Below are 22,293 nucleotides of genomic sequence, written 5' to 3'. Positions count from 1 at the left end.
GCACTGCGCAAGGCCTAGCATATGCCCACTGCCCTTTACCGCCTCATTCTCGCCCTGGTGCTACTGCTGCCACTGGAGGCCCACGCCGGTGACGCCGAAGACTTCGTCGCCGCCAACCCGACCCAGCAGGCCAGGTTGCTTGAAACCTGGGCCGCGCAACCTGAGCCCGAGCGTGTCGAACTGATCGACGCCTTGCAGCAGGGCCAACTGACCATCGATGGCCAGCCGAAGACCCTGCGCCTGAACAACCGCTTGCGAGGGCTGGTGGAAACCGCCCTGGCCAGCCATCAACTGCTCGCCGCGGATGCCCGCGTACGCCTGGGCGCCGCGCAGCAATTGCAAAAAAGCGCCCGCCCGGCGCAACTGGCATTCCTCGACCGGCAACTGGCCGGCGAACAGGACGAAGATGTGCACGCCGCCCTGAGCCTGGCCCTGGCGAACCTGCAACTGGTGGACAGCAACCCGAGCGTGCGCCTGAACGCCGTCCGGCTGCTGGGTGAAACCGGCGACCCACTGGCTCGCACACGCCTGGAAGGCCTGCTCGAACCCGGCGTCGAAACCGATGCCGGCGTGCGCACCGCCGCCGAAACCAGCCTCGGCCAGGTCAAGCGCAAGCTCCTGGTGGGCGAACTGCTGGGCCAGGCCTTCAGCGGCATGTCCCTGGGTTCGATCCTGCTGCTGGCGGCGCTGGGCCTGGCGATCACCTTCGGCCTGCTGGGTGTGATCAACATGGCCCACGGCGAGATGCTCATGCTGGGGGCCTACTCCACGTATGTCGTGCAGATGCTGTTCCAGCGCTTCGCGCCGGGTGCCATCGAGTTCTATCCGCTGATCGCCCTGCCAGTGGCGTTCTTCATCACCGCCGCCATCGGCATGGCCCTGGAGCGCACGGTGATCCGTCACCTCTACGGGCGCCCGCTGGAAACCCTGCTCGCCACCTGGGGCATCAGCCTGATGCTGATCCAGCTGGTGCGCCTGGTGTTCGGCGCGCAGAACGTCGAGGTCGCCAACCCGGCCTGGCTGTCGGGTGGGATCCAGGTATTGCCGAACCTGGTGCTGCCGTACAACCGTATCGTGATCATCGCCTTCGCGCTGTTCGTGGTGGTGTTGACCTGGCTGTTGCTGAACAAGACCCGCCTGGGCCTGAACGTGCGCGCCGTCACCCAGAACCGCAACATGGCCGCCTGCTGCGGCGTGCCCACCGGTCGCGTGGACATGCTCGCCTTCGGCCTCGGCTCGGGCATTGCCGGGCTCGGTGGCGTGGCCCTGAGCCAGATCGGCAACGTCGGCCCGGACCTGGGCCAGAGCTACATCATCGACTCGTTCCTGGTGGTGGTCCTGGGCGGCGTCGGCCAGTTGGCCGGCAGCGTGTCCGCCGCGTTCGGCCTGGGCATCGCCAACAAGATTCTCGAGCCGCAGATCGGCGCGGTGCTCGGCAAGATCCTGATCCTCGCGCTGATCATTCTGTTCATCCAGAAGCGTCCGCAAGGCCTCTTCGCCCTCAAAGGACGGGTAATCGACTGATGAACCAGCCCCTGATGCTCACGGCCGCGCAAAAGGCCGGTCCCAAAACCACCTTCATCGTTGGCGCGGTGATCCTGGCACTGTTGCTGAGCCTGCCGCTGCTGTCGCTGCTGCCACCGGACAACACACTGCACGTGTCGGCCTATACCCTGACACTGGTGGGCAAGATCCTCTGCTATGCCATCGTCGCCCTGGCGCTGGACCTGGTCTGGGGCTACGCCGGGTTGTTGTCCCTGGGCCACGGCCTGTTCTTCGCCCTGGGCGGCTACGCCATGGGCATGTACCTGATGCGCCAGGCCGCCGGGGATGGCTTGCCGGCCTTCATGACCTTCCTGTCGTGGAGCGAACTGCCCTGGTACTGGACCGGCACCGACAGCTTCCTCTGGGCCCTGTGCCTGGTGGTGCTGGCGCCGGGGCTGCTGGCGCTGGTTTTCGGGTTCTTCGCCTTTCGCTCGCGGATCAAGGGCGTGTATTTCTCGATCATGACCCAGGCCCTGACATTCGCCGGGATGCTGCTGTTCTTTCGCAACGAAACCGGTTTCGGTGGCAACAACGGCTTCACCAATTTCCGCTCGATCCTGGGCTTCGGCATCACCGAACCCGGCACCCGCGCCGTACTGTTCCTGCTCACCGTGCTGTTGCTGGTGGCCAGCCTGTTCATCGGCTGGCGACTGGCCCGCAGCAAGTTCGGCCGGGTACTGACCGCCCTGCGGGACGCGGAAAACCGCCTGATGTTCTGCGGCTACGATCCACGGGGCTTCAAGCTCTTCGTCTGGGTATTGAGCGCCATCCTGTGCGGCCTGGCCGGCGCGCTGTATGTGCCCCAGGTAGGCATCATCAACCCCAGCGAAATGTCGCCGACCAATTCCATCGAGGCCGCCGTGTGGGTGGCACTCGGCGGGCGCGGCACGTTGATCGGCCCCCTGCTGGGCGCCGGCGTGGTCAACGGCATGAAGAGCTGGTTCACCGTGGCCTTCCCGGAATACTGGCTGTTTTTCCTCGGTGCGCTGTTCATCGTCGTGACCCTGTACCTGCCCAGGGGCGTGATCGGCCTGCTGAAGAAAAGGGCTGAACAATGAGAATCACAGCGAGTGTCGAATTCATGCTCGAACCTGCTTTCTTCCCCACGGAGCCCAACAAGGACGCCGGTAGCAGCCGCGACGCCATCGGCCTCGGCCAGGCGGCGGGCGTCGGCCTGAACACCCGCCATGGCACCATCCTGACCCTGGAAGACATCAGCGTCAGCTTCGACGGCTTCAAGGCCCTGAACGACCTGAACCTGTACATCGGCGTCGGCGAGCTGCGCTGCATCATCGGCCCCAACGGCGCGGGCAAGACCACCTTGATGGACGTGATCACCGGCAAGACCCGCCCCAGCCATGGCAAGGCCTGGTTCGGCGAGACCCTGGACCTGACCAGCATGAGCGAGGTGCAGATTGCCCAGGCCGGTATCGGTCGCAAGTTCCAGAAGCCCACGGTATTCGAGGCCCTGAGCGTGTTCGAAAACCTGGAGCTGGCATTGAAGGCCGACAAATCGGTCTGGGCCAGCCTGCGGGCCAGACTGACCGGCGAGCAGCGCGACCGCATCGACGAAGTGCTGGAGACCATCCGCCTCACGCCGTCGGTCAACCGCGCGGCAGGGTTGTTGTCCCACGGGCAGAAGCAGTTCCTGGAGATCGGCATGCTGCTGGTACAGGACCCGCAATTGCTGCTGCTCGACGAGCCGGTGGCGGGCATGACCGACGCCGAAACCGACTTCACCGCCGAACTGTTCAAGACCCTGGCGGGCAAGCATTCGCTGATGGTGGTGGAACACGACATGGGCTTCGTCGGCACCATCGCCGACCACGTCACCGTGCTGCACCAGGGCAGCGTACTGGCCGAAGGGTCACTGGCGCAGGTACAGGACAACGAACGGGTGATCGAGGTGTATCTCGGTCGCTGAGCGGCAAATGCTGCTCCCACAGGGAACTTCAGGAGAATCTGGAACATGCTGCAAGTCGACAAGCTGCACCAGTACTACGGCGGTAGCCACATCCTGCGAGGCCTGTCGTTCGACGCCAAGGTGGGCGAGGTGACCTGCCTGCTGGGGCGCAACGGCGTGGGCAAGACCACGCTGCTCAAATGTCTGATGGGCCTGTTGCCAGCCAGGGAAGGCGCGGTGAATTGGGAAGGCAAGGCCATCACAGCGTTCAAGCCGCACCAGCGGGTCCACGCGGGCATCGCCTATGTGCCCCAGGGCCGGGAAATCTTCGGACGGTTGACCGTGGAAGAAAACCTGCTGATGGGCCTGTCGCGCTTTCCGGGGTCCGAAGCCCGGGAGGTACCGGCGTTCATCTATGAACTGTTCCCGGTGTTGCTGCAGATGAAACAGCGCCGCGGAGGCGACCTCTCCGGTGGGCAGCAACAACAGCTTGCCATCGGCCGGGCCCTGGCCAGTCGCCCGCGGCTGCTGATCCTCGACGAACCCACCGAAGGCATCCAGCCGTCGGTGATCAAGGAAATCGGGGCGGTGATCAAGAAACTGGCGGCCCGGGGTGACATGGCGATTCTGTTGGTGGAGCAGTTCTACGACTTCGCCGCCGAACTGGCCGATCAATACCTGGTGATGTCCCGGGGCGAGATCGTGCAGCAGGGGCGCGGAGAAAATATGGAAGCCGAGGGTGTGCGCGGGCTGGTTACGATCTAGTCTGTAGCGTCCTGACGATAATCAGAAATCATGAATCTACCTGTCTGTTCATTGGCGCCTCCGGCCCTGTTCACTCCCAGCTGGCACGCCGAGCTGGAATTGGGCTACGCCCGATTCGGTGAGTGCACACGCCCGGTACAGCGCCGTCACAAAGGCCCGCTGCGGGTGCAGAAGCACTTGTACGCCGAAGGTCCCGAGGTGTGCCAGCACATCATCGTCCACCCGCCCGGCGGGATTGCCGGCGGTGACCGGCTGGACATCTCGGCCCTCGTCGGCCCTGGCGCCTGGACGCAACTGACCAGCCCGGGCGCGGCCAAGTGGTACCGCGCAGCGGGGCCCGCCTATCAGCAACTGAACCTGAGCGTGGCGGCCGGCGCGACACTGGAATGGTTGCCCCAGGAAACCATCGTCTTCAGCGCGGCCCAGGCCGAACTCAGCACGCGTATCGATCTGCAGGGCGACGCACGCCTGTTCTACTGGGACATGGTCGCCCTCGGCCGACCGGCCAGCGGCGAGCGGTTCGACCTGGGACACTTTCAATCGCGACTGGACATTCGCCGCAACGGCCAGTTGCTGTGGCATGAGCGCCAGCGCATCACGGGCGGTGACGGGCTGCTGGATTCGCCCATCGGGCTGGGTGGCGACCCGGTGTTTGCCACGATGCTGGTGACCGGCGAGATCGACAGCCAGCTGCTGGAGCGATGCCGATCCCTGGGCCAAGCGGTGCGCGGCGACCTGACCCAGCTGCCGGGCCTGGTCGTGGCCCGCTGCCTGGCGAGCGAGGCGCTGCTGGCGCGGGGATGGTTGATTGAATTATGGCGCTTGCTCAGGCCCGCATTGCTCGGAAGAGAGGCCGTACCACCGAGAATCTGGAGCACTTGATCTGCTTTCTGTGGGAGCGAGCTTGCTCGCTCCCACAGGGGGCGTGTTTACAGCGCAAACTATTTATCTGCCCTTATGGATTGCACATGGACCTGACCCCACGCGAAAAAGACAAGCTGCTGATCTTCACCGCCGGCCTCGTCGCCGAACGACGGTTGGCCCGTGGTCTGAAGCTCAACTATCCGGAGGCCATGGCCTACATTTCCGCGGCCCTGCTCGAAGGCGCCCGGGACGGCCAGACGGTGGCTGAACTGATGCACTACGGCACCACCCTGCTGAGCCGCGAGCAAGTGATGGAAGGCATCCCGGAAATGATCCCTGAAATCCAGGTCGAGGCGACGTTTCCCGACGGCACCAAGCTGGTCACCGTCCACCAGCCCATCGCCTGAGGCCACCTCATGACCTACCAGATTCGCGACGCTCGCCCCGCAGACCTGCCGGCCTTGCGCGACATCTACAACGACGCGGTGCTCAACACCACGGCCATCTGGAACGAACAGGCCGTGGACCTGGACAACCGCCAGGCCTGGCTCGACGGCCGGCAGGCCCAGGGATATCCGGTCCTGGTGATCGAAGGCCAAGGGCATGTGCTCGGCTACGCTTCGTTCGGTGACTGGCGTCCCTTCGACGGCTTCCGGCACACCGTGGAGCATTCGGTGTACGTGCGCAGCGACCAACGCGGCCATGGCCTCGGCCCACGGCTGATGGCGGCGCTGATCGAACGTGCCAGGGCCTGCGGCAAGCATGTCATGGTCGCGGCTATCGAAAGCGGCAACGCGGCCTCGATCCGCCTGCATGAGCGGGCCGGGTTCGTCGTCACCGGACAGATGCCCCAGGTGGGCGTCAAGTTCGGTCGCTGGCTCGACCTGACCTTCATGCAGTTGATCCTCAACCCCGGTGCGCCAGCGCCAGCCTTGCACAAGGAGTGAAAAGCCGATGAATCCCGCCCAGTTGCGTCGAGTCCACGCTGAAAGCTTTGCGCATTACCGCCAGGGCCTGATCGACCTGTTGCTCGACGCCGTCGAAAACGGCGCCAGCGTGGGGTTCATGGCCGACCTCGATGCGACCCAGGCCCGCGCCTATTTCGACGAGGTCCAGGCCAGCCTCAACCAGGGCCACCTGCTGCTGTGGGTGGTGGTCAAGGATGAACAGGTCCAGGCCAGTGTCCAGCTTGCCCTGTGCCAGAAGCCCAACGGCCTCAACCGTGCCGAAGTGCAGAAGTTGCTGGTGCGCGGCGATGCCCGGCGCCGGGGCCTGGGCCAGCAATTGATGAGCGCCCTGGAACTCGGCGCTCGCCAGCACAAGCGCGGCCTGTTGTACCTCGACACCGAGGCCGGCTCCGAGGCCGAAGCGTTCTACCGCGCCATGGGCTACACCCGCGTCGGCGAACTGCCCGACTACTGCCAGAGCCCGGACGGCAACTACAGCCCGACCGCCATCTACTACAAGACTTTGGGGCAACCGCAATGATTCCAGGCCAATACCAGGTCCAGCCCGGCGACATCGAACTCAACGCCGGTCGCCGCACCTTGACGCTCACCGTCGCCAACCAGGGCGACCGGCCGATCCAGGTCGGCTCGCACTTTCACTTTTTCGAGACCAACGATGCCTTGAGCTTCGACCGCGCCGCCAGTCGCGGCATGCGCCTGAACATCCCCGCCGGCACCGCCGTGCGCTTCGAGCCGGGTCAGAGCCGGGAAGTGGAGTTGGTGGACCTGGCCGGGCATCGCCGGGTGTTCGGGTTTGCCGGGCGGGTCATGGGCGACCTGTAAGTCATGGGTGCCTGCACCCGCCTCATCGCGAGCAGGCTCGCTCCCACAGGGGAACGCGATCAAATGTGGCAGCGAGCTTGCTCGCGATGAGTGAGCGCAGCGAACGGTTTCAACATCCAATCGAATTCCAAGGCAAGCACATGAAGATTTCGAGACAAGCCTATGCCGACATGTTCGGCCCCACTGTCGGCGACAAGGTCCGCCTGGCCGACACCGAGTTGTGGATCGAAGTGGAGAAAGACTTCACCACCTATGGCGAAGAAGTGAAATTCGGCGGCGGCAAGGTGATCCGCGACGGCATGGGCCAGGGTCAACTGCTGGCCGCCGAAGTGGTCGACACGCTGATCACCAACGCACTGATCATCGACCACTGGGGGATCGTCAAGGCCGATGTGGGCCTCAAGGACGGCCGCATCGCCGCCATCGGCAAGGCCGGCAACCCGGACATCCAGCCCGACGTGACCATCGCCATCGGCGCCAGCACCGAAGTGATCGCCGGCGAGGGCATGATCCTCACGGCCGGCGGCATCGACACCCATATTCACTTCATCTGCCCGCAGCAGATCGAAGAAGCCCTGATGAGCGGCGTCACCACCATGATCGGCGGCGGCACGGGCCCGGCCACCGGAACCAACGCCACCACCTGCACCTCCGGCCCGTGGCATCTGGCGCGCATGCTCCAGGCAGCGGATGCATTCGCGATGAACATCGGCCTGACCGGCAAGGGCAACGCCAGCCTGCCGGAGCCGTTGATCGAGCAGGTCAAGGCCGGGGCCATCGGCCTGAAGCTGCACGAAGACTGGGGCACCACGCCCGCGGCCATCGACAACTGCCTGAGCGTGGCCGACCAATACGATGTGCAGGTGGCGATCCACACCGACACCCTCAACGAGTCGGGCTTCGTGGAAACCACCCTCGCCGCGTTCAAGGGCCGCACCATCCACACCTACCACACCGAAGGTGCCGGTGGCGGGCATGCGCCGGACATCATCAGGGCCTGCGGTTTCCCCAACGTATTACCCAGTTCCACCAACCCGACCCGGCCGTTCACCCGCAATACCATCGACGAACACCTGGACATGTTGATGGTCTGTCATCACCTGGACCCGAGCATCGCCGAGGACGTGGCCTTCGCCGAGAGCCGCATCCGCCGCGAGACCATCGCCGCCGAGGACATTCTCCATGACCTGGGCGCGTTCTCGATGATCAGCTCCGACAGCCAGGCCATGGGCCGCGTCGGCGAAGTCATCACGCGTACCTGGCAGACCGCCGACAAGATGAAGAAGCAACGCGGCGCCCTGCCTGGGGATGGAGAGGGCAACGACAACTTCCGCATCAAGCGCTACATCGCCAAGTACACCATCAATCCGGCGATCACCCATGGCATCAGCCATGAGGTGGGCTCCATCGAAGTGGGCAAGTGGGCCGACCTGGTGCTGTGGCGCCCGGCGTTCTTCGGCGTCAAGCCGACGCTGATCCTCAAGGGCGGCGCGATTGCCGCCAGCCTGATGGGCGACGCCAACGCCTCGATTCCGACGCCACAACCGGTGCACTACCGACCGATGTTCGCAAGCTTTGGCGGCTCGCGTCACGCCACCAGCCTGACCTTCATCAGCCAGGCCGCTGCCGAGGCCGGGTTGCCGGAACAACTGGGGCTGAAGAAAAGAATCGCCGTGGTCAAAGGTTGCCGCGACGTGCAGAAGACCGACCTGATCCACAACGACTACCTGCCGAGCATCGACGTCGATCCACAGACTTACCAGGTCAAGGCCGACGGGGTGTTGCTGTGGTGCGAACCGGCTGAGGTGCTGCCGATGGCGCAGCGCTATTTTCTGTTTTGATGGTCGACTGACACTGGCCGACTACATATTTCGGTAGGGAGCAATTGGGCGATCCGGGGGTGAAGGAATCCAACCTGTGGTGAGGCGGTAGAGTCTGTGGCGAGGGGATTTAGCGAAACGTCGCCCCGCTGGGCTGCGCAGCAGCCCAAGACTCAGCACCTCGGTGTGTCAGGCCGATTGCGTCCAACCCTTCTCTGGGGCTGATGCGCAGCCCAGCGGGGCGGTGCGACGTTTCCCCTCGCCACAGGACCTGCATTTAGCTCAAGGGCTGCGTCACTCCACCAGCCGCCCCAACCGCTGCTTGAGCATGCGGTTTTCGCTGCGCAGTTGCTGCACTTCCTCCAGCAGGTCCAGCGCCAGGGCGACGCCGTCCCATTCCAGTTCCAATTCACGCCGCAACTTGGCGGCGCGGCGCGCCAGGACCAGTTCGTAGTCGGTGAAACGCCAGTCGGATGGGGCCTTGCCGTGGGGTTCGAGAATGCCATGGGCGACGATTTCTATCACATGGACATCCGCCAGCGCGGCGGCCTCGCAGAATTCCTTCAGGTTCAGTTCAATGATCGGGTTGTTCATGGTCTGCTTCTCCCAATGCTCTAACCGTGCAGCAGCGGTGTGATGACCTGGGCCGTCAGAAATTCGCCCGTGGATCGAACGCAGCTTTCTTCGCCAGCTCCGCCCACAATGCCTTGACCGACTCGTCGTTGGCCTTGGGCATCACGGCCTTGAGTTGCACGAACAGGTAACCCCGTTCGCCCGCCTTGTTGCGCAAGCCGTGCCCCTTGGCGCGCATGCGCTGGCCGTTCTGGCTGCCGGCCGGCACTTTGAGGTTGATCTTGCCGGTGAGGGTCGGGACAGCCACTTCGGTGCCCAGGGCCAATTCCCAGGGCGCCAGGGGCAAGGTGATGATCAGGTCCTGGCCTTCGACATCAAACTTGGGGTGCGGGGCGAAGCGAATGGTCAGGTACAGGTCGCCATTGGCGCCGCCACCGATGCCTGGCGCGCCCTGGCCCTTGAGGCGGATGCGCTCGCCGTCGGTCACCCCCAGAGGGATCTTCACGTTTAGGCTCTTGGTGGTGTTGCTCACGTGCTGGCCTGCGGCGTTGTGCTGCGGCACCTGGTAACTGATCTTCTTCGATTCGTTGGACAGGGTCTCTTCTAGGAAGATCGGTAATTCCAGTTCCACGTCCTGCCCCCGACGGCCGGCGCTGCGACCCGATTGCCCGCCACCGAAACCTGATCCGCGATTTCCGAAGATCGAACTGAAGAAGTCCGAGAAGTCCCCGGTGTCCTGGCCGCCAAAACCGCCACGGCTCTGCCAGCCCGGCGGCCCCTGGAACGGTTGACCGTGCTGACCGTAGCGCCGCAGATCATCGTACTCGGCGCGCTTGTCGGCGCTTTTCAGCGCTTCATAGGCCTCGGAGACGTCCTTGAACTTGGTCTCGGCGTCTTTTTCCTTGCTGACATCCGGGTGGTATTTGCGCGCCAGCTTGCGGTAGGCAGCCTTGATCGTGCTGTCGTCAGCCGTCGGCTCGACACCCAGAATCTTGTAGTAGTCTTTGAAGTCCATCGAAGCATCACCATCCGTTATCGACGTCGCACCGCCACGCACAGCATGCCCGGATGAGCGGACAGCGGGTTGACCAACCTCAAGGTTGTGACCGGGCGGCGTATCAGAAGTTTATCGGCAGTCGGTGGCGATTCTTGCGCTCGCCCTGTGACCACCCGTTGATGCATACAAGATTGGGGATAAAACCGGCCCTTTCAAGGCTGGACTGGCGCACAGGCCGTTTTTTCAGCGCACTATGTACATCCTGCGATTCTTTTCATGCCTGCCGGATAGCCGGCCTTCGAATCCGCTGCGTACTGGCATACACTGCGCGGCCGTTTTTTCAACCGGAACCTGGAAGACATGAAAAACGCATCCTCGGCCCGTGCCTGCGGCATCGACTTCGGCACGTCCAACTCCACCGTCGGCTGGCTGCGCCCCGGCATGGAAACGCTGATCGCGCTGGAGGACGACAAGATCACCCTGCCTTCGGTGGTTTTTTTCAATCAGGAGGAGCGCCGCCCGGTCTACGGCCGCCTGGCCCTGTACGAATACCTGGAAGGCTACGAAGGCCGCCTGATGCGCTCGCTCAAGAGCCTGCTGGGTTCCAAGCTGATCAAGCACGATACCAGCGTGCTGGGCACGGCAATGCCATTCAAGGACCTGCTGGGGCTGTACATCGGCCAGTTGAAGAAACGCGCCGAAGCCACTGCCGGCCGCGAGTTCGAAGAAGTCGTGCTGGGACGTCCGGTGTTTTTCGTCGATGACGACGAACTGGCCGACCAGGAAGCGCAAAACACCCTGGCAGACGTGGCCCGAGCCATCGGTTTCAAGGAGGTCTCGTTCCAGTACGAGCCCATTGCGGCGGCGTTCGATTATGAATCGACCATCGAGAGAGAAGAGCTGGTGCTAATCGTCGACATTGGCGGCGGTACCTCGGACTTCTCTCTCGTGCGACTGTCACCGGAGCGCCGCACCCACGACAACCGTCATGCCGACATCCTCGCCACCGGCGGCGTGCACATCGGCGGGACCGACTTCGACAAGCAGCTCTCCCTGGCCGGCCTGATGCCACTGTTCGGCTATGGCAGCCGGATGAAAAGCGGCGCCTACATGCCCACCAGTCACCACATGAACCTGGCGACCTGGCACACCATCAACGCGGTGTATTCGCAGAAGTCCACCCTGGCCCTGGGCAGCATGCGCTACGACATCGAGGACACCGGTGGCATCGACCGGCTGTTCAAGCTGATCGAACAGCGCGCCGGGCATTGGCTGGCAATGGAAGTGGAAGAAACCAAGATCCAGCTGACCCAGGCCGACCATCGGCATGTGGCGCTGGATCGGATCGAGCCGGGCCTGAGCGTGGACCTGAGCCGGGCGCTGTTCGAATCGGCGATCGACGGCCTGCTGGAGCGAGTGCGTGCCAGCGTCACGCAATTGCTCGGTGATGCCAATGTAGACGTGGGGCAGGTGGACACGGTGTTCTTTACCGGTGGCTCCAGCGGCATTCCGGCACTGCGCAACAGCGTCGCCGCGATGCTGCCCCGGGCACGGCATGTGGAGGGCAATATCTTTGGCAGCATCGGCAGCGGGCTGGCGATCGAAGCGATGAAGCGGTACGGAACGCAGGTCTGATCCCAGACCGAGGCGCCTGCATCGCGAGCTTGCTCGCGATGGCGCCAGGCCAGGCACCATCGCTACCGGATCAGACCATCCCCACCTGCTTCAACTCGCTCTTGAGGTAGGCGTAGTAGATCGGTCCCGCCACCACCCCCGGCAGGCCAAAAGCCGCCTCGAATACCAGCATCGCCATGAGCAGTTCCCAGGACTTGGCACTGATCTGCCCGCCAACGATGCGGGCATTGAGGAAGTACTCCAGCTTGTGGATCACGATCAGGTAACCCAGCGCCGCCATCGCCACCCAGATCGACAGGGACAGGCCGACGATGGTGATCAGGGTGTTGGAGATGAGATTGCCGATGACCGGCAACAACCCCAGCAGGAACGTCATCACGATCAGAGTCTTGGTCAGCGGCAGCTTGATCCCGAACAGCGGCAGTACCACCGCCAGGAAGATCCCGGTGAAGAAAGTGTTGAGCAGGGAGATCTTGATCTGGGCGAAGACGATGTTGCGAAACGCCTTGACCAGCAGGTTCAGGCGGTCGAACAGCGCGGCGGCCAGGGGCTTGCGCTTGGTCAGGTCGGGGATGCGCTGCAGGGCGACGATGGCCCCCAGCACCATGCCGATCAGCAGCGTCACGAACATGTGGGCCGCATCCTTGCCCACCAGTTGCAGGTCGCTCAGGTGTTTGCTCATCCAATCGCCGATCGCTACCCGGAACTCGGCGGCGCTGGCCGGCAGGTAGGCATCGATGAACGGTGGCAGTTGCCCGCGGGCGCGGTCGACCACTGCCATGAACTTGTCCAGGGACGCACCGGGATTCTCCGCTTCATGCAGGAGAAAGCTGAAGGCGCCGGCGAAGATCAGAGTCAGTACGCTGACCACCAGCGTGCCCAGCAACGCCACTGCCAGCCAGCGTGCGCGCCGGCCTTCGATCAACCGCTGCAACTGCGGGGTCAACATGTTGACCAGCTCGAACACCAGCAACCCGGCCAGCAGGCTGGGCAACAGGCGCAACGGCAACACCAGCAACAACCCACCAAAAATGATCACCCAACTGATCACCAACAACACATGACGCTGAGAAAACGTTGGCATACAGCCTCAGAACGAAACGGCGTGAAAGGATTGGCAGTCTGCCAGCGATCCACGGGCAGCACTAGGCTCTGTATGAAAAGCCCAGGGATTGTATCGGCCGACCCCAGTCGCAGGTGCAGGTATTTTTTTCCAGGCGCCAGTGGGGCCTGCTCGCGATGAGGCCCCACTGGCCCGGGTTATTTTTTCTTCAGGCAATCGCTCATGAATGCCTTGCGGGCATCGCCCTTTAATGCCTGGGCCGTGGCCGTGGCATTGCAGCTCGTCATACGTTCCTGAGGCGTGACCGGCCCTTCAGGTGGCTTGGTCTTGAGGCAGGCCCCCATGAATTCCCGTCGTGCATCGCCCTTCAGGCCCTGGGCCGTGGCGTCGGCATTGCAGGTGACCATCAGGGTCTGTTGAGAGTTGGCGGCAAAACCTTCGGTACACAGCAGTAAACCGACCACCAGCAAAGGCACACGCAACCGGTTCATGATGCTTCTCCTTGTAGCCGCGCAAGAGGCGGCGGTACAGAGCAGTGTAGACATCCCCGTTACATCCACGGCCTCTCATACCCCGGCCGCCTTCAAGCGCTGGGCATGCTCGACAAACAAGCGGACCGGCTCGGCTCCCCGCCCCACCAACCCCAACGACTGGTTGACGATGTCGAAATGGTCCAATGGATAGTCGTCGCCGATCACCGTACCCAGGTGTGAACTGAATCGCCCGACCATGCCATCGCACTGCCCCGCCTCGCGGACGAAGGTGCGGGCGAACAGCCGGCAGCTGCGGTTCGTGCCATCGAACAGATTGCGCCCCCTGTCGGTCCTGCCTGGCTGCAGGATCCCGGACCAGGAGTAATAACGTACGCCGTCGACCTCTTCCGGCCCCTGCCCGCCCCAGGTGTCAGGCAGGCCCTGTGGATAACGCTCGTTGAACAGCGCCACACCGGCGGTGGTCAGGGATTCATGGGACGCCTGGATATCCACCGGCAGCTTCGGCCCGCGATAGCCGGTCTCCAGCAGGTTCATCAGGGCATCGATCAGCCACAGCAGGGCTTTGAGCAGGCGGCCCTTGGCACGGTCGGATGGGTAATGGATGCGCAGGTAGTCGGCCAGCTCCGAGCCGTGGTTGGGCCCGGCCACCGAGGTGACCGAGGCCACCAGGTCCGGGCGCCTGGCCGCTACGTAACGGGCCGTCAGGGCGCCCTGGCTATGGCCGATCAGGTTGACCTTGCCGGCCCCGGTCTGGCGCAGGATGTCCTGGATCTGCACCAATAGTTGCTCGCCACGCACCTCGGATGAATGCAGCGGCGACACTTTCACCGCCACCACTACCGCCCCTCTTCGACGCAGCGCCGAGACGATCCCATACCAGTACGGATACAGCACCAGGCGAATGAACCCGAGCATTCCCGGAACCAGCACCAACGGATAGCGGGTGGCACATTGTTGCGACATGGGTGGACGTCCTTGTGATCGGAGGGGGGTGCCAGCATCGGCATCGATGATGACCAGTCTATGACACCCCCGTCACTTCAGCCCGCTCACCCCCGCCACGATCAGCCCCACCGAGACCAGCTTGACCAGCGTCAGGCTTTCCCCCAGCAGCACGAATCCCAGCAATACGGTGCCCAGCGAGCCGATAGCCGTCCAGATCGGATACGCCACGCTCACCGGCAGTTCGCGCATTGACAGTGTCAGGAACCAGATTCCGCCGACCGCGGCCACCACCGTGATCAGCGAGGGCCATGGACGGGTGAAGCCTTCGGCGTATTTCATGCCCATGGCGAACGTGACCTCGAAGCCGGCTGCCACCAGCAGATAGACCCAGGCCATCAGAAGGTCCGCGCCAACGCCAGCAGGCGCTGCTCGGCCTCAGCGCAGGACTGGGCAAAGCTGCGCTCGGCCGATTCTTCGCCTTCGGCGGCAACCACGGTCACATCGGTGATGCCGATAAACCCCAGAACCGTGCGCAACAGGGTGTCGGCATGGTTCATCGCCTCCAGCTGTCCGCCGGGACCGAAGCCGAAGTCGCCACGGCTGGTCACGATCAGGGCTTTCTTGCCCAGCACCAGCGGCTCGTAATGCGAGACACCGTTGTCCAGGCTGTGGTTGAAGGTCAGGCCGATCCGCACGATTTGATCGATCCACGCCTTCACCCCGCCCGGCACGCTGAAGTTGTGCATGGGCGCGGAAATCACCAGCCGGTCGTGGGCCCGCAGCTCCGCGACCAGGGTGTCGCTCAATGCCAGGTCCGCCTGCATGGTCAGCGGCCGTGCCTGGGGCTCGGGATAGAAGGCGGCGGCAATGAAGGCTTCGTTGACCGGTGGTATCAAGGTGCGCCCCACTTCACGACGAGTCGTCAGGGCGTCGGGATGGACGGCCTGCCAGGCCGACAGAAAGGTTTCGGCCAGACGCCGGGAATGGGAACGTTCACCACGCGGACTGCCATGCACCACAAGAACACTGCTCATCTGAAGCTCCTTTGATTCATCTACAATGAAAACTGCCTGGAGCCTCAAAATGCGGTCTTTCAAAGCCCCCATGCAAATGAGCGCTTATCAACCTGGATGAATAAATCTCATCCATCCAGCCAATCTGGAGCCTCGATGTTCGCCAACCTGCCCCTCAACGCCCTGCGCGCCTTCGAATCCGCCGCGCGGTTGCTCAGCTTCAAGGCCGCTGCCGAGGAGCTGGCCGTGACGCCCACGGCGATTTCCCATCAGGTCCGCGCCCTGGAAACCTGGCTCGGCGTGCAATTGTTCGAACGCTTGCCACGCCAGGTGCGACTGACCGACGGCGGCCAACGCCTGTTCCACAGCCTGCACGGCGCCCTGCTGGACGTGGCGCAAAGTGTCGATACCTTGCGCCCGCAACGCAGCGGCACCCACCTGACACTCTCCACCACCGCCGCGTTCGCCGCACTCTGGCTGGTGCCGCGACTGGGGCGCTTCTATGCGCGGCATCCGGACATCAAGGTGCGCCTGGACACCCATTGCGAAGTGATCGACCTGCATCAGGACGCCAGCGTCGACCTGGTGGTGCGCTACAGCCTCGATGACTACCCGAACCTGTACGGCTTGTGTCTGTTCGACGAGCGCTTCGGCGTGTATGGCTCGCCCGGGCAAGTAGCCCTCGCGGCCGAGCAGACGCCAACGTTGATCAGCGTGCGCTGGCACAACTCCAAGCTGTACGCCCATGGCTGGGATGCCTGGTGCGCCCAGGCCGGGGAAAACTGGCTCACCCGGCAGCCCTGCATACGCGAATACGACGAGGAGCACTACGCCTTGCAAGCGGCGATCGCCGGGCAAGGCCTGGTGCTGGCAAGCAACATCCTGGTGTCCGAAAGCGTCGCCAGCGGCCTGCTGGTGGGCTACCGCCCGCAGGTCCAGGTCGATGGCGCCGGTTACAGCGCCCTGTGCGTACCGGGTCGCGAACGCCATCCACCGGTGCGTGCGTTCTTCAAATGGCTGGAGGAGGAGGTACGCCTGTCCGGCTCGCAGCACTTGCCGGTCGCTCGGACAGTTTCATAAAACTTTTCCTTTCGCTCATGACTCCCACCATAGGCGTTGTACGAAAAGTCGCCGAGCGGCGACAGGCATCGTTCGTACAACGCCCAGGAATGATCACGCCGACAGAGCGCGACATACAACCGGATCAGCCTCCAGGAGAACGAGATGAGCGACATGCACTTGACCGATGTAACCACCCTGCGCGAGCGGGCGCGCCAAAACGTGCAGAACGGCGCAGTGACCGAGGGCTACAACGCCGATCGACAGGAAGTCGTGCGCCTGCTCAACGAAGCGCTGGCCACCGAGCTGGTGTGCGTGCTGCGCTACAAGCGCCACTACTTCATGGCCACCGGCCTCAAGGCCAGCGTGGCCGCCAGCGAGTTCCTCGAGCACGCGAACCAGGAAGCCGAACACGCCGACAAACTGGCCGAACGCATCGTCCAGCTGGGTGGCGAGCCGGAGTTCAACCCTGACCTGCTGACCCGCAATTCCCACGCCCAGTACGTCGCGGGCAATACGCTCAAGGAAATGGTCTATGAAGACCTGGTGGCCGAGCGCATCGCCATCGACAGCTACCGGGAAATCATCCAGTACATCGGTGAGAAAGACCCAACCACCCGGCGTATTTTCGAGGACATCCTGGCCCAGGAAGAAGAACACGCCGATGACATGGCCGATATTCTGGCCGATCTGTAATCCCGCTGACGTGGACAGGCTCGCTCCCCCGGGCACCGGCCAGATGAAGGGGCGAGCCTGCTCGCGATCCGGGCCCTGAGCCGGCCCATGAGCCCGGCGTTCAACGGGTAGGCTTGACCGTGACCGGTGCCTTGCCGGCCTTCATCTGCTCCAGCAACGGTGCGCACTGGTTAGGTTCGCCGCCGCTGGGCGCCACCAGCGCCAGCAACCCGGCCGCTGGCGCGGCGATCACTCCCAGCGCCACCATGCCGGCTCCGCGCAGCATCAGCGGCACGGCCTTGACGCCCGCCGACGGCTTGGCGAACGGGCCCCGGACATAGAGTGGCGAGCGCAGGGAAATCAGCCGCCAGCCCTTGGACTCCGGCGTGACGGTCAGGTCCAGTTGTTCGGTGGCCATGTTCGCCGTGCCATCGACGTAGATGATCGCGTTTTCGGTGTCGAAGACAAACAGGCGGGTGGTCGCCAGGCCGCTCTTGATGTCGAAATCCGCCGCCGCGCAGTTGATCTTCACCTCCTTGTCGCCAAAGATTTTCCCCACCACGTAGTTGCCGACGTTCAATCCCGCCAACTCCATCAATTCGCGACTGATGGCACCGTCGTTGATGAGCATCTTCAACGTGCCATTGGACGTGCCCAGCAAGGCAGCCACCGAGTTTCCTCGCCCGGCGATATCGGCATCGCCGTTCAGCTCGCCGAAACTGGTTTTCATCGGCTCGAACCCTGGAAACAGTTGCTTGAGCTTGAAACCGCGAGCCGTGAGCCGAGCCCTTCCCTCCAAAGGCTGGGTATGGCCGTTGAGGCGGATCTGCGCGTCGAGCCGACCACCCGCTACCCCGAACCGCAGGGGCTCGAGGCTCAACTGGCCATCGGTGAGCACCAGGTGGGTATAAAGATCGTTGAAGGGCAACTGCTCACTGTGGACGATGCGTTTACCGGTGAACTCCACGTCGGCATCCATTGCGCTCCAACGCTCGGTACGGAACTCCTCCACGGGCAAGACCTTGTCCGAAGGTTGTTTGCTGGCCGCGCCGCGGGCCTTCTGTTCGGTGTTGGAGTCTGCGCCGATCAGGGGGGCCAGGTCGCTGAACAGCAGCTGATCGGACACTAGCGCGCCACTGAGCTTGGGGCGCGGCTCACCGGCAGCATAGGCCAGGTCGCCATGGATATCGCTGTCGCCGATCCTGCCGTTGAACGCCTCATAGCGAAACAACGCACCACCCGGCTCATGGAGCTTGGCAACCAGGTGACCGTCGGTGGCATAAGGCGGCGAATCCGGCAGCGTCACCCCCGTCAGCGGGTAAAGATGGGCCAGGTTGCTGCCGGCCAGTTTCAGGCGCAGGTCCAGGGCACCCAGGTTCTTCGGGTCGGTGAGGGTCCCGGCCAGCTCGATGCGGGTCTCGGCGATCTTCGCCTGGGCCTGCAATGGGAAGGGCTGTGTCGCATCCTGCAGAGCCAGCAGGCCGCCCACCTTGCCGGAACCGCTGAGGCCCTGGCCGTGATATTGCCCATCGACCTTGAAGGCGAATGCGTAGTCCTGGGGCAGTGCCCCCTGGTCACGGGCTTTGCTGGCGGTCTTTTCACCGACGATATCGCTGAACGGGACAGGCTTGCCCAGCAACTCGATCACCAGGTCGAGACGGGTTTTCAATGTCTGGTCGTCCAGGGTGACATGCCCCTTGTCGAAGCCGATGGCCCCAATGTCCACCGTCCAGCTCGACGGCTCGGCGTCCGGGTCTTTCGGATCGAACTGGAACGTCCAGTTCGCACGGCCGTCCGCCAGGCGTTGCAGATTGGTGTTGGGACCGGTCAGGTCGATACGGGGGATCGCCACGCGCCGGGCCAGCAAGGCCAAGGGCGAGATGCGCAGCTCCACGCGCTCGAGCGTGGCCATCTGCGGGCTTTTCGACCAGTCGGGATTGCCCAGGGTCAGGTCCTCGGCCACCACATGAGGCCACGGCACCCACCCTCGCCAGCCACCCTCCTGTTGCTCGCGTTGCCAGAGCACGGCCAGGTTGCCGTTGATGGCGAACGGGCGATGCAACTCTTCGGAAACCTTGGCATTGAGTGCCGGCTTGATCCGGTTCCAGTCGAAAAAGGCGATGACCAGCACCAGCGCCGCCAGCAGCACAACGAGGCTGGCAAAGCTCCAGGCAAGGATTTTTGAAGTGCGCGTCATGCACAAGGCTCCTGATGAAAGACCGGCGCCCGGACCGCGACGCCTGAAAGTCGAACCTGTCGTCGGTTCGTTGATAGTGAGACTGGCGAAACACCCAACAGGTTTAACGCCCAAGGGCGAAAACCTGACCGATCCGCCAGGCATCTGTTACCGCCCCCGCACATTTGCGTGGCACCAGTGAGTACAAAATACCCACCACGGTGCAAAAGCGCACCTCGGAAACCCGCGATCTAGAGCCTCCCGCCCGAACAATCAATTCCGTTGATTATTACCATTGCGTTTATGAACTTTTATATCGACTTATCGAGAGTAGCATTGCCTCCGTACCCACTTTATCGCCCTCCCAAGGAGCAACGATCATGAAACGCCAATTACTGATGAGCCTTTCCCTTTCACTGCTGGCTTCCACTGCTTTTGCACTGCCAGCCTCCGAGCAAGCCACCCCACAGGTCAAGGACAGTCATTCTGTCTACAGCCAGACGGTAGCTGAAGGTGGATCCGACCGCACCCCACTGGGCGAGTCCCTGGCCGAAGGTGGTTCCGACCGTACCCCGCTGGGCGAATCCCTGGCCGAAGGCGGTTCCGACCGTACCCCATTGGGTGAAGCCCTGGCCGAAGGCGGTTCCGACCGTACCCCATTGGGTGAAGCCCTGGCCGAAGGCGGTCGTGACCGGCTGGAAGAGAAAGGCCTGGTCGAAGGTGGCTCTGATCGCACCCCACAAGGCCAGCTTTTCGCAGCAGACGGTGGCGACCGCGTCATCGATCGTCGTGACCAAGTGAGCTGAGCCCATGGTGGCCCGGAAAAAAGCCCGATTCCTTCAATCGGGCTTTTGACTTTCAAGACCCCGTGTTTCCCGCCCCTTTCCTTCTACCGTTCGACGCCGGCAAAGCCGATTTGCTAGAGTGCATCGCTCCCCAGAATCAGAAGCCAGCCCTGCGATGCTGCCCCGTGCCGAACAGAAACAACAGACTCGAAATGCCCTGATGGACGCAGCCCGTCATCTGATGGAGTGTGGCCGTGGGTTCGGCAGCCTGAGCCTGAGGGAAGTCGCCAGGACAGCGGGCATCGTGCCCACCGGCTTCTACCGGCACTTCGATGACATGGACCAACTGGGCCTGGCGCTGGTCAGCGAGGTTGGCCAGACCTTTCGCGAAACCATCCGTCTGGTGCGCCATAACGAGTTCGTCATGGGCGGCATCATCGATGCCTCGGTGCGGATTTTTCTCGATGTCGTGCAAGCCAACCGTTCACAGTTCCTGTTCCTTGCCCGCGAGCAGTACGGCGGCTCCCTGCCCGTACGCCAGGCCATCGCACAACTGCGCGAAGGTATCAGCTCGGACCTGGCCGCCGACCTCGCGCTCATGCCCAAGCTCCAGCATCTGGACCTTGCCGGGCTGAGCGTGATGGCCGATCTCATCGTCAAGAGCGTGTTCGCCACCCTCCCCGATATCATCGACCCTCCCGCCGAAGCCCTGCCTGACCATCTCACCCCCCAGGTGAAGATCACCCAGCAATTGCGCTTCATTTTCATCGGCCTCAAGCACTGGCGCGGACTGGGCAGCACGGAGTGACTGCCGACGGACGCTCTTGAGCGTTCCCTTTGCGGGCACACCCCACTTCACAAAATGGTGCACCCACCAGCATCGCGCACCAAATCAATGCGCCTACCTTCATTCACTTAAGCGCCATCCGCCCATTCCCATTGCTTTTTCCTACACCGGCATCCCTTGGCAAGCCCCTTGCTCTAAACACCGCACCGTTCATTGCTGGAAGCACTCCGATGCTGGTGATTCATCGCAGAATCGACATTCAATCCTGCTGGGATGCAGAGCTGCACCTGACTTTCGACGCCCGCAGCAAAAGCCGCCTGCGCTGTTTCAGTGCCGAGGGTGAAGATGTGGGGTTGTTTTTGGAGCGGGGCCAGCCACCGCTGTACGACGGCGAATGCCTGCAGGCCGAGGACGGTCGTGTCGTGCGGGTGTGCGCTCGTCCCGAACAGTTGCTGCATGTCACCTGCGCCAACGCCTTCGAATTGACCCGGGCGGCTTATCACCTGGGCAACCGTCATGTCGCCCTGCAAGTGGGGGATGGCTGGCTGCGCCTGCTGGACGACTACGTGCTCAAGGCGATGCTCGAACAACTGGGTGCCCGCGCCGAATCCATCGAAGCGCCGTTCCAGCCCGAACATGGCGCCTACGGCGGTGGCCATCATCATTCGCGACACGGCGACGAGGATTTCAATTACGCGCCGCGCCTGCATCAGTTCGGCGTGCGTCCATGAATCCGGCCTGGGCGCTGCTGCGTCTGGCCAGCCCGCAATTGCCGATCGGCGGCTACAGCTATTCCCAGGGCCTGGAAATGGCAGTGGACAACGGCTGGATCAAGCATCCCGATGATGCGCGTCGCTGGATCGGCGATCAATTGCTGCTGAACCTGGCACGCTTCGAGGCCCCCTTGCTACTGGCACACTGCACAGCCGCCGCGGCCGACGATTGGGATGCCCTGCGGCAACACTGTGAAACCCATCGCGCCAGCCGGGAAACCCGCGAGCTGTACCAGGAAAGCCGGCAGATGGGGTATTCGCTGCAACAACTGCTGGGCGGCCTGCCGGAACTCGACGTCGCGGCCCAGGGTTTCTTCGAACAATGCACCGAGCCACACCTGGCACTGGCCTGGGCCCTGGCGGCCCGCGCCTGGCACATCACCCCCCAGGATGCCCTCGCCGCCTGGCTATGGAGCTGGCTGGAAAACCAGCTGGCGGTGCTGATGAAAACCCTGCCCCTGGGCCAGCAAGCGGCCCAGCGCCTGACCAGCGAACTGCTGCCGCTGTTGCAACAGGCCCAGCACAACGCATCGAACATCGACCCCGAGCACTACGGCAGCGCCGCGTTTGGCCTGTCCCTGGCGTGCATGGCCCATGAGCGCCAGTACAGCCGTCTGTTCCGTTCCTAGGA

The 22,293-nt window shown here is 63.4% G+C and carries 25 protein-coding genes; 17 read left to right on the top strand and 8 right to left on the bottom strand.

Translation table 11 applies throughout. The features are described 5' to 3' along the window. The first annotated feature begins 21 nt into the window (after positions 1 to 21). From urtB to ureC, 10 genes are all read left to right on the top strand, one after another. Positions 22 to 1,524, top strand: coding sequence for an urea ABC transporter permease subunit UrtB (gene urtB, locus AC1M7R_RS14285; RefSeq protein WP_072397856.1), 1,503 nt, complete (start codon positions 22 to 24; stop codon positions 1,522 to 1,524). Continuing rightward, positions 1,524 to 2,603 (top strand): urea ABC transporter permease subunit UrtC, encoded by a 1,080-nt coding sequence (gene urtC, locus AC1M7R_RS14280; RefSeq protein ID WP_072397857.1) that lies wholly within the window; start codon positions 1,524 to 1,526, stop codon positions 2,601 to 2,603. The genes urtB and urtC overlap by 1 nt, the downstream gene beginning before the upstream one ends. After that, positions 2,600 to 3,469, top strand: coding sequence for an urea ABC transporter ATP-binding protein UrtD (urtD, locus tag AC1M7R_RS14275; protein WP_072431716.1), 870 nt, complete (start codon positions 2,600 to 2,602; stop codon positions 3,467 to 3,469). The genes urtC and urtD overlap by 4 nt, the downstream gene beginning before the upstream one ends. Positions 3,470 to 3,514: 45 nt before the next feature. Then, positions 3,515 to 4,213, top strand: coding sequence for an urea ABC transporter ATP-binding subunit UrtE (gene urtE, locus AC1M7R_RS14270; RefSeq protein ID WP_072397859.1), 699 nt, complete (start codon positions 3,515 to 3,517; stop codon positions 4,211 to 4,213). 30 nt (positions 4,214 to 4,243) lie between these two features. Continuing rightward, on the top strand, positions 4,244 to 5,095 hold the full coding sequence (locus tag AC1M7R_RS14265; protein WP_072397860.1) for an urease accessory protein UreD: 852 nt from the start codon (positions 4,244 to 4,246) through the stop codon (positions 5,093 to 5,095). Between the two features lie 86 nt (positions 5,096 to 5,181). Continuing rightward, positions 5,182 to 5,484, top strand: a complete 303-nt coding sequence (gene ureA, locus AC1M7R_RS14260) for an urease subunit gamma (RefSeq protein ID WP_003197350.1) — start codon at positions 5,182 to 5,184, stop codon at positions 5,482 to 5,484. Between the two features lie 9 nt (positions 5,485 to 5,493). Beyond that, positions 5,494 to 6,024, top strand: coding sequence for a GNAT family N-acetyltransferase (locus AC1M7R_RS14255; RefSeq protein ID WP_072397861.1), 531 nt, complete (start codon positions 5,494 to 5,496; stop codon positions 6,022 to 6,024). A 7-nt stretch (positions 6,025 to 6,031) separates the two neighbouring features. Then, positions 6,032 to 6,565 carry a GNAT family N-acetyltransferase gene (locus tag AC1M7R_RS14250; protein ID WP_072397862.1) on the top strand — a complete coding sequence of 178 codons (534 nt, stop codon included), beginning with the start codon at positions 6,032 to 6,034 and terminating at the stop codon, positions 6,563 to 6,565. Further along, positions 6,562 to 6,867, top strand: coding sequence for an urease subunit beta (locus tag AC1M7R_RS14245; protein WP_072397863.1), 306 nt, complete (start codon positions 6,562 to 6,564; stop codon positions 6,865 to 6,867). Before AC1M7R_RS14250 ends, AC1M7R_RS14245 begins: the two co-directional genes overlap by 4 nt. Before the next feature lie 140 nt (positions 6,868 to 7,007). Continuing rightward, positions 7,008 to 8,708, top strand: coding sequence for an urease subunit alpha (gene ureC / locus AC1M7R_RS14240; RefSeq protein ID WP_072397908.1), 1,701 nt, complete (start codon positions 7,008 to 7,010; stop codon positions 8,706 to 8,708). 273 nt (positions 8,709 to 8,981) lie between these two features. Here the strand turns inward: ureC and AC1M7R_RS14235 are convergent, their stop codons facing one another. Together AC1M7R_RS14235 and AC1M7R_RS14230 are read right to left on the bottom strand one after the other, a co-directional pair. Next, entirely contained in the window at positions 8,982 to 9,281 is a 300-nt protein-coding gene (locus tag AC1M7R_RS14235; RefSeq protein WP_072397864.1) for a chaperone modulator CbpM, read from the bottom strand. Positions 9,282 to 9,336: 55 nt separating this feature from the next. Further along, positions 9,337 to 10,275, bottom strand: coding sequence for a DnaJ C-terminal domain-containing protein (locus tag AC1M7R_RS14230; RefSeq protein WP_072397865.1), 939 nt, complete (start codon positions 10,273 to 10,275; stop codon positions 9,337 to 9,339). Between the two features lie 342 nt (positions 10,276 to 10,617). Here AC1M7R_RS14230 and AC1M7R_RS14225 point away from each other — a divergent pair, with 342 nt between their 5' ends. After that, on the top strand, positions 10,618 to 11,892 hold the full coding sequence (locus AC1M7R_RS14225; protein ID WP_072397866.1) for an Hsp70 family protein: 1,275 nt from the start codon (positions 10,618 to 10,620) through the stop codon (positions 11,890 to 11,892). A gap of 70 nt (positions 11,893 to 11,962) precedes the next feature. On the opposite strand, the gene AC1M7R_RS14220 is transcribed toward AC1M7R_RS14225, so the two are convergent. The 5 genes from AC1M7R_RS14220 to AC1M7R_RS14200 all read right to left on the bottom strand — a co-directional run bounded on the left by AC1M7R_RS14220 (position 11,963) and on the right by AC1M7R_RS14200 (position 15,428). After that, the gene (locus AC1M7R_RS14220; protein ID WP_072397867.1) at positions 11,963 to 12,976 is read right to left on the bottom strand and encodes an AI-2E family transporter; all 1,014 of its coding nucleotides are present in this window, start codon (positions 12,974 to 12,976) and stop codon (positions 11,963 to 11,965) included. 176 nt (positions 12,977 to 13,152) lie between these two features. Further along, positions 13,153 to 13,446 (bottom strand): PsiF family protein, encoded by a 294-nt coding sequence (locus tag AC1M7R_RS14215; RefSeq protein WP_072397868.1) that lies wholly within the window; start codon positions 13,444 to 13,446, stop codon positions 13,153 to 13,155. A gap of 75 nt (positions 13,447 to 13,521) precedes the next feature. Continuing rightward, on the bottom strand, positions 13,522 to 14,412 hold the full coding sequence (locus tag AC1M7R_RS14210; RefSeq protein ID WP_072397869.1) for an esterase/lipase family protein: 891 nt from the start codon (positions 14,410 to 14,412) through the stop codon (positions 13,522 to 13,524). 72 nt (positions 14,413 to 14,484) lie between these two features. Then, positions 14,485 to 14,790 carry a DMT family transporter gene (locus AC1M7R_RS14205; RefSeq protein ID WP_072397870.1) on the bottom strand — a complete coding sequence of 102 codons (306 nt, stop codon included), beginning with the start codon at positions 14,788 to 14,790 and terminating at the stop codon, positions 14,485 to 14,487. Further along, on the bottom strand, positions 14,790 to 15,428 hold the full coding sequence (locus AC1M7R_RS14200; protein ID WP_072397871.1) for an FMN-dependent NADH-azoreductase: 639 nt from the start codon (positions 15,426 to 15,428) through the stop codon (positions 14,790 to 14,792). The genes AC1M7R_RS14205 and AC1M7R_RS14200 overlap by 1 nt, the downstream gene beginning before the upstream one ends. A gap of 135 nt (positions 15,429 to 15,563) precedes the next feature. Here AC1M7R_RS14200 and AC1M7R_RS14195 point away from each other — a divergent pair, with 135 nt between their 5' ends. Continuing rightward, positions 15,564 to 16,487: a LysR substrate-binding domain-containing protein gene (locus tag AC1M7R_RS14195; protein ID WP_072397872.1), complete on the top strand. Its 924-nt coding sequence runs from the start codon at positions 15,564 to 15,566 to the stop codon at positions 16,485 to 16,487. A 144-nt stretch (positions 16,488 to 16,631) separates the two neighbouring features. Further along, positions 16,632 to 17,162 carry a ferritin-like domain-containing protein gene (locus AC1M7R_RS14190; protein ID WP_072397873.1) on the top strand — a complete coding sequence of 177 codons (531 nt, stop codon included), beginning with the start codon at positions 16,632 to 16,634 and terminating at the stop codon, positions 17,160 to 17,162. A gap of 100 nt (positions 17,163 to 17,262) precedes the next feature. Here the strand turns inward: AC1M7R_RS14190 and AC1M7R_RS14185 are convergent, their stop codons facing one another. Further along, on the bottom strand, positions 17,263 to 19,338 hold the full coding sequence (locus tag AC1M7R_RS14185; protein WP_490609696.1) for an AsmA family protein: 2,076 nt from the start codon (positions 19,336 to 19,338) through the stop codon (positions 17,263 to 17,265). A gap of 359 nt (positions 19,339 to 19,697) precedes the next feature. Between AC1M7R_RS14185 and AC1M7R_RS14180 the strand changes: the two genes are divergently transcribed. From AC1M7R_RS14180 to AC1M7R_RS14165, 4 genes are all read left to right on the top strand, one after another. Continuing rightward, positions 19,698 to 20,123, top strand: a complete 426-nt coding sequence (locus AC1M7R_RS14180) for a hypothetical protein (protein ID WP_490609695.1) — start codon at positions 19,698 to 19,700, stop codon at positions 20,121 to 20,123. A gap of 154 nt (positions 20,124 to 20,277) precedes the next feature. Further along, on the top strand, positions 20,278 to 20,910 hold the full coding sequence (locus AC1M7R_RS14175; RefSeq protein WP_072397875.1) for a TetR family transcriptional regulator: 633 nt from the start codon (positions 20,278 to 20,280) through the stop codon (positions 20,908 to 20,910). Between the two features lie 209 nt (positions 20,911 to 21,119). Beyond that, positions 21,120 to 21,620, top strand: coding sequence for an urease accessory protein UreE (gene ureE, locus AC1M7R_RS14170; RefSeq protein WP_490609694.1), 501 nt, complete (start codon positions 21,120 to 21,122; stop codon positions 21,618 to 21,620). Then, the gene (locus AC1M7R_RS14165) at positions 21,617 to 22,291 is read left to right on the top strand and encodes an urease accessory protein UreF (protein ID WP_490609693.1); all 675 of its coding nucleotides are present in this window, start codon (positions 21,617 to 21,619) and stop codon (positions 22,289 to 22,291) included. Before ureE ends, AC1M7R_RS14165 begins: the two co-directional genes overlap by 4 nt. Positions 22,292 to 22,293 lie beyond the last annotated feature (2 nt).

The sequence above is a fragment of the Pseudomonas sp. MS01C9 genome (genome assembly GCF_058202755.1).
The sequence above is the reverse complement of the archived record's forward strand: the minus strand, read 5'-3'. Positions and strand labels throughout refer to the sequence as shown.

Coding starts and splice junctions, on each gene's coding strand:
- urtB (WP_072397856.1), top strand. CDS start 22: ATGCCCACTGCCCTTTACCGCCTCATTCTCGCCCTGGTGCTACTGCTG.
- urtC (WP_072397857.1), top strand. CDS start 1,524: ATGAACCAGCCCCTGATGCTCACGGCCGCGCAAAAGGCCGGTCCCAAA.
- urtD (WP_072431716.1), top strand. CDS start 2,600: ATGAGAATCACAGCGAGTGTCGAATTCATGCTCGAACCTGCTTTCTTC.
- urtE (WP_072397859.1), top strand. CDS start 3,515: ATGCTGCAAGTCGACAAGCTGCACCAGTACTACGGCGGTAGCCACATC.
- AC1M7R_RS14265 (WP_072397860.1), top strand. CDS start 4,244: ATGAATCTACCTGTCTGTTCATTGGCGCCTCCGGCCCTGTTCACTCCC.
- ureA (WP_003197350.1), top strand. CDS start 5,182: ATGGACCTGACCCCACGCGAAAAAGACAAGCTGCTGATCTTCACCGCC.
- AC1M7R_RS14255 (WP_072397861.1), top strand. CDS start 5,494: ATGACCTACCAGATTCGCGACGCTCGCCCCGCAGACCTGCCGGCCTTG.
- AC1M7R_RS14250 (WP_072397862.1), top strand. CDS start 6,032: ATGAATCCCGCCCAGTTGCGTCGAGTCCACGCTGAAAGCTTTGCGCAT.
- AC1M7R_RS14245 (WP_072397863.1), top strand. CDS start 6,562: ATGATTCCAGGCCAATACCAGGTCCAGCCCGGCGACATCGAACTCAAC.
- ureC (WP_072397908.1), top strand. CDS start 7,008: ATGAAGATTTCGAGACAAGCCTATGCCGACATGTTCGGCCCCACTGTC.
- AC1M7R_RS14235 (WP_072397864.1), bottom strand. CDS start 9,281: ATGAACAACCCGATCATTGAACTGAACCTGAAGGAATTCTGCGAGGCC.
- AC1M7R_RS14230 (WP_072397865.1), bottom strand. CDS start 10,275: ATGGACTTCAAAGACTACTACAAGATTCTGGGTGTCGAGCCGACGGCT.
- AC1M7R_RS14225 (WP_072397866.1), top strand. CDS start 10,618: ATGAAAAACGCATCCTCGGCCCGTGCCTGCGGCATCGACTTCGGCACG.
- AC1M7R_RS14220 (WP_072397867.1), bottom strand. CDS start 12,976: ATGCCAACGTTTTCTCAGCGTCATGTGTTGTTGGTGATCAGTTGGGTG.
- AC1M7R_RS14215 (WP_072397868.1), bottom strand. CDS start 13,446: ATGAACCGGTTGCGTGTGCCTTTGCTGGTGGTCGGTTTACTGCTGTGT.
- AC1M7R_RS14210 (WP_072397869.1), bottom strand. CDS start 14,412: ATGTCGCAACAATGTGCCACCCGCTATCCGTTGGTGCTGGTTCCGGGA.
- AC1M7R_RS14205 (WP_072397870.1), bottom strand. CDS start 14,790: ATGGCCTGGGTCTATCTGCTGGTGGCAGCCGGCTTCGAGGTCACGTTC.
- AC1M7R_RS14200 (WP_072397871.1), bottom strand. CDS start 15,428: ATGAGCAGTGTTCTTGTGGTGCATGGCAGTCCGCGTGGTGAACGTTCC.
- AC1M7R_RS14195 (WP_072397872.1), top strand. CDS start 15,564: ATGTTCGCCAACCTGCCCCTCAACGCCCTGCGCGCCTTCGAATCCGCC.
- AC1M7R_RS14190 (WP_072397873.1), top strand. CDS start 16,632: ATGAGCGACATGCACTTGACCGATGTAACCACCCTGCGCGAGCGGGCG.
- AC1M7R_RS14185 (WP_490609696.1), bottom strand. CDS start 19,338: ATGACGCGCACTTCAAAAATCCTTGCCTGGAGCTTTGCCAGCCTCGTT.
- AC1M7R_RS14180 (WP_490609695.1), top strand. CDS start 19,698: ATGAAACGCCAATTACTGATGAGCCTTTCCCTTTCACTGCTGGCTTCC.
- AC1M7R_RS14175 (WP_072397875.1), top strand. CDS start 20,278: ATGCTGCCCCGTGCCGAACAGAAACAACAGACTCGAAATGCCCTGATG.
- ureE (WP_490609694.1), top strand. CDS start 21,120: ATGCTGGTGATTCATCGCAGAATCGACATTCAATCCTGCTGGGATGCA.
- AC1M7R_RS14165 (WP_490609693.1), top strand. CDS start 21,617: ATGAATCCGGCCTGGGCGCTGCTGCGTCTGGCCAGCCCGCAATTGCCG.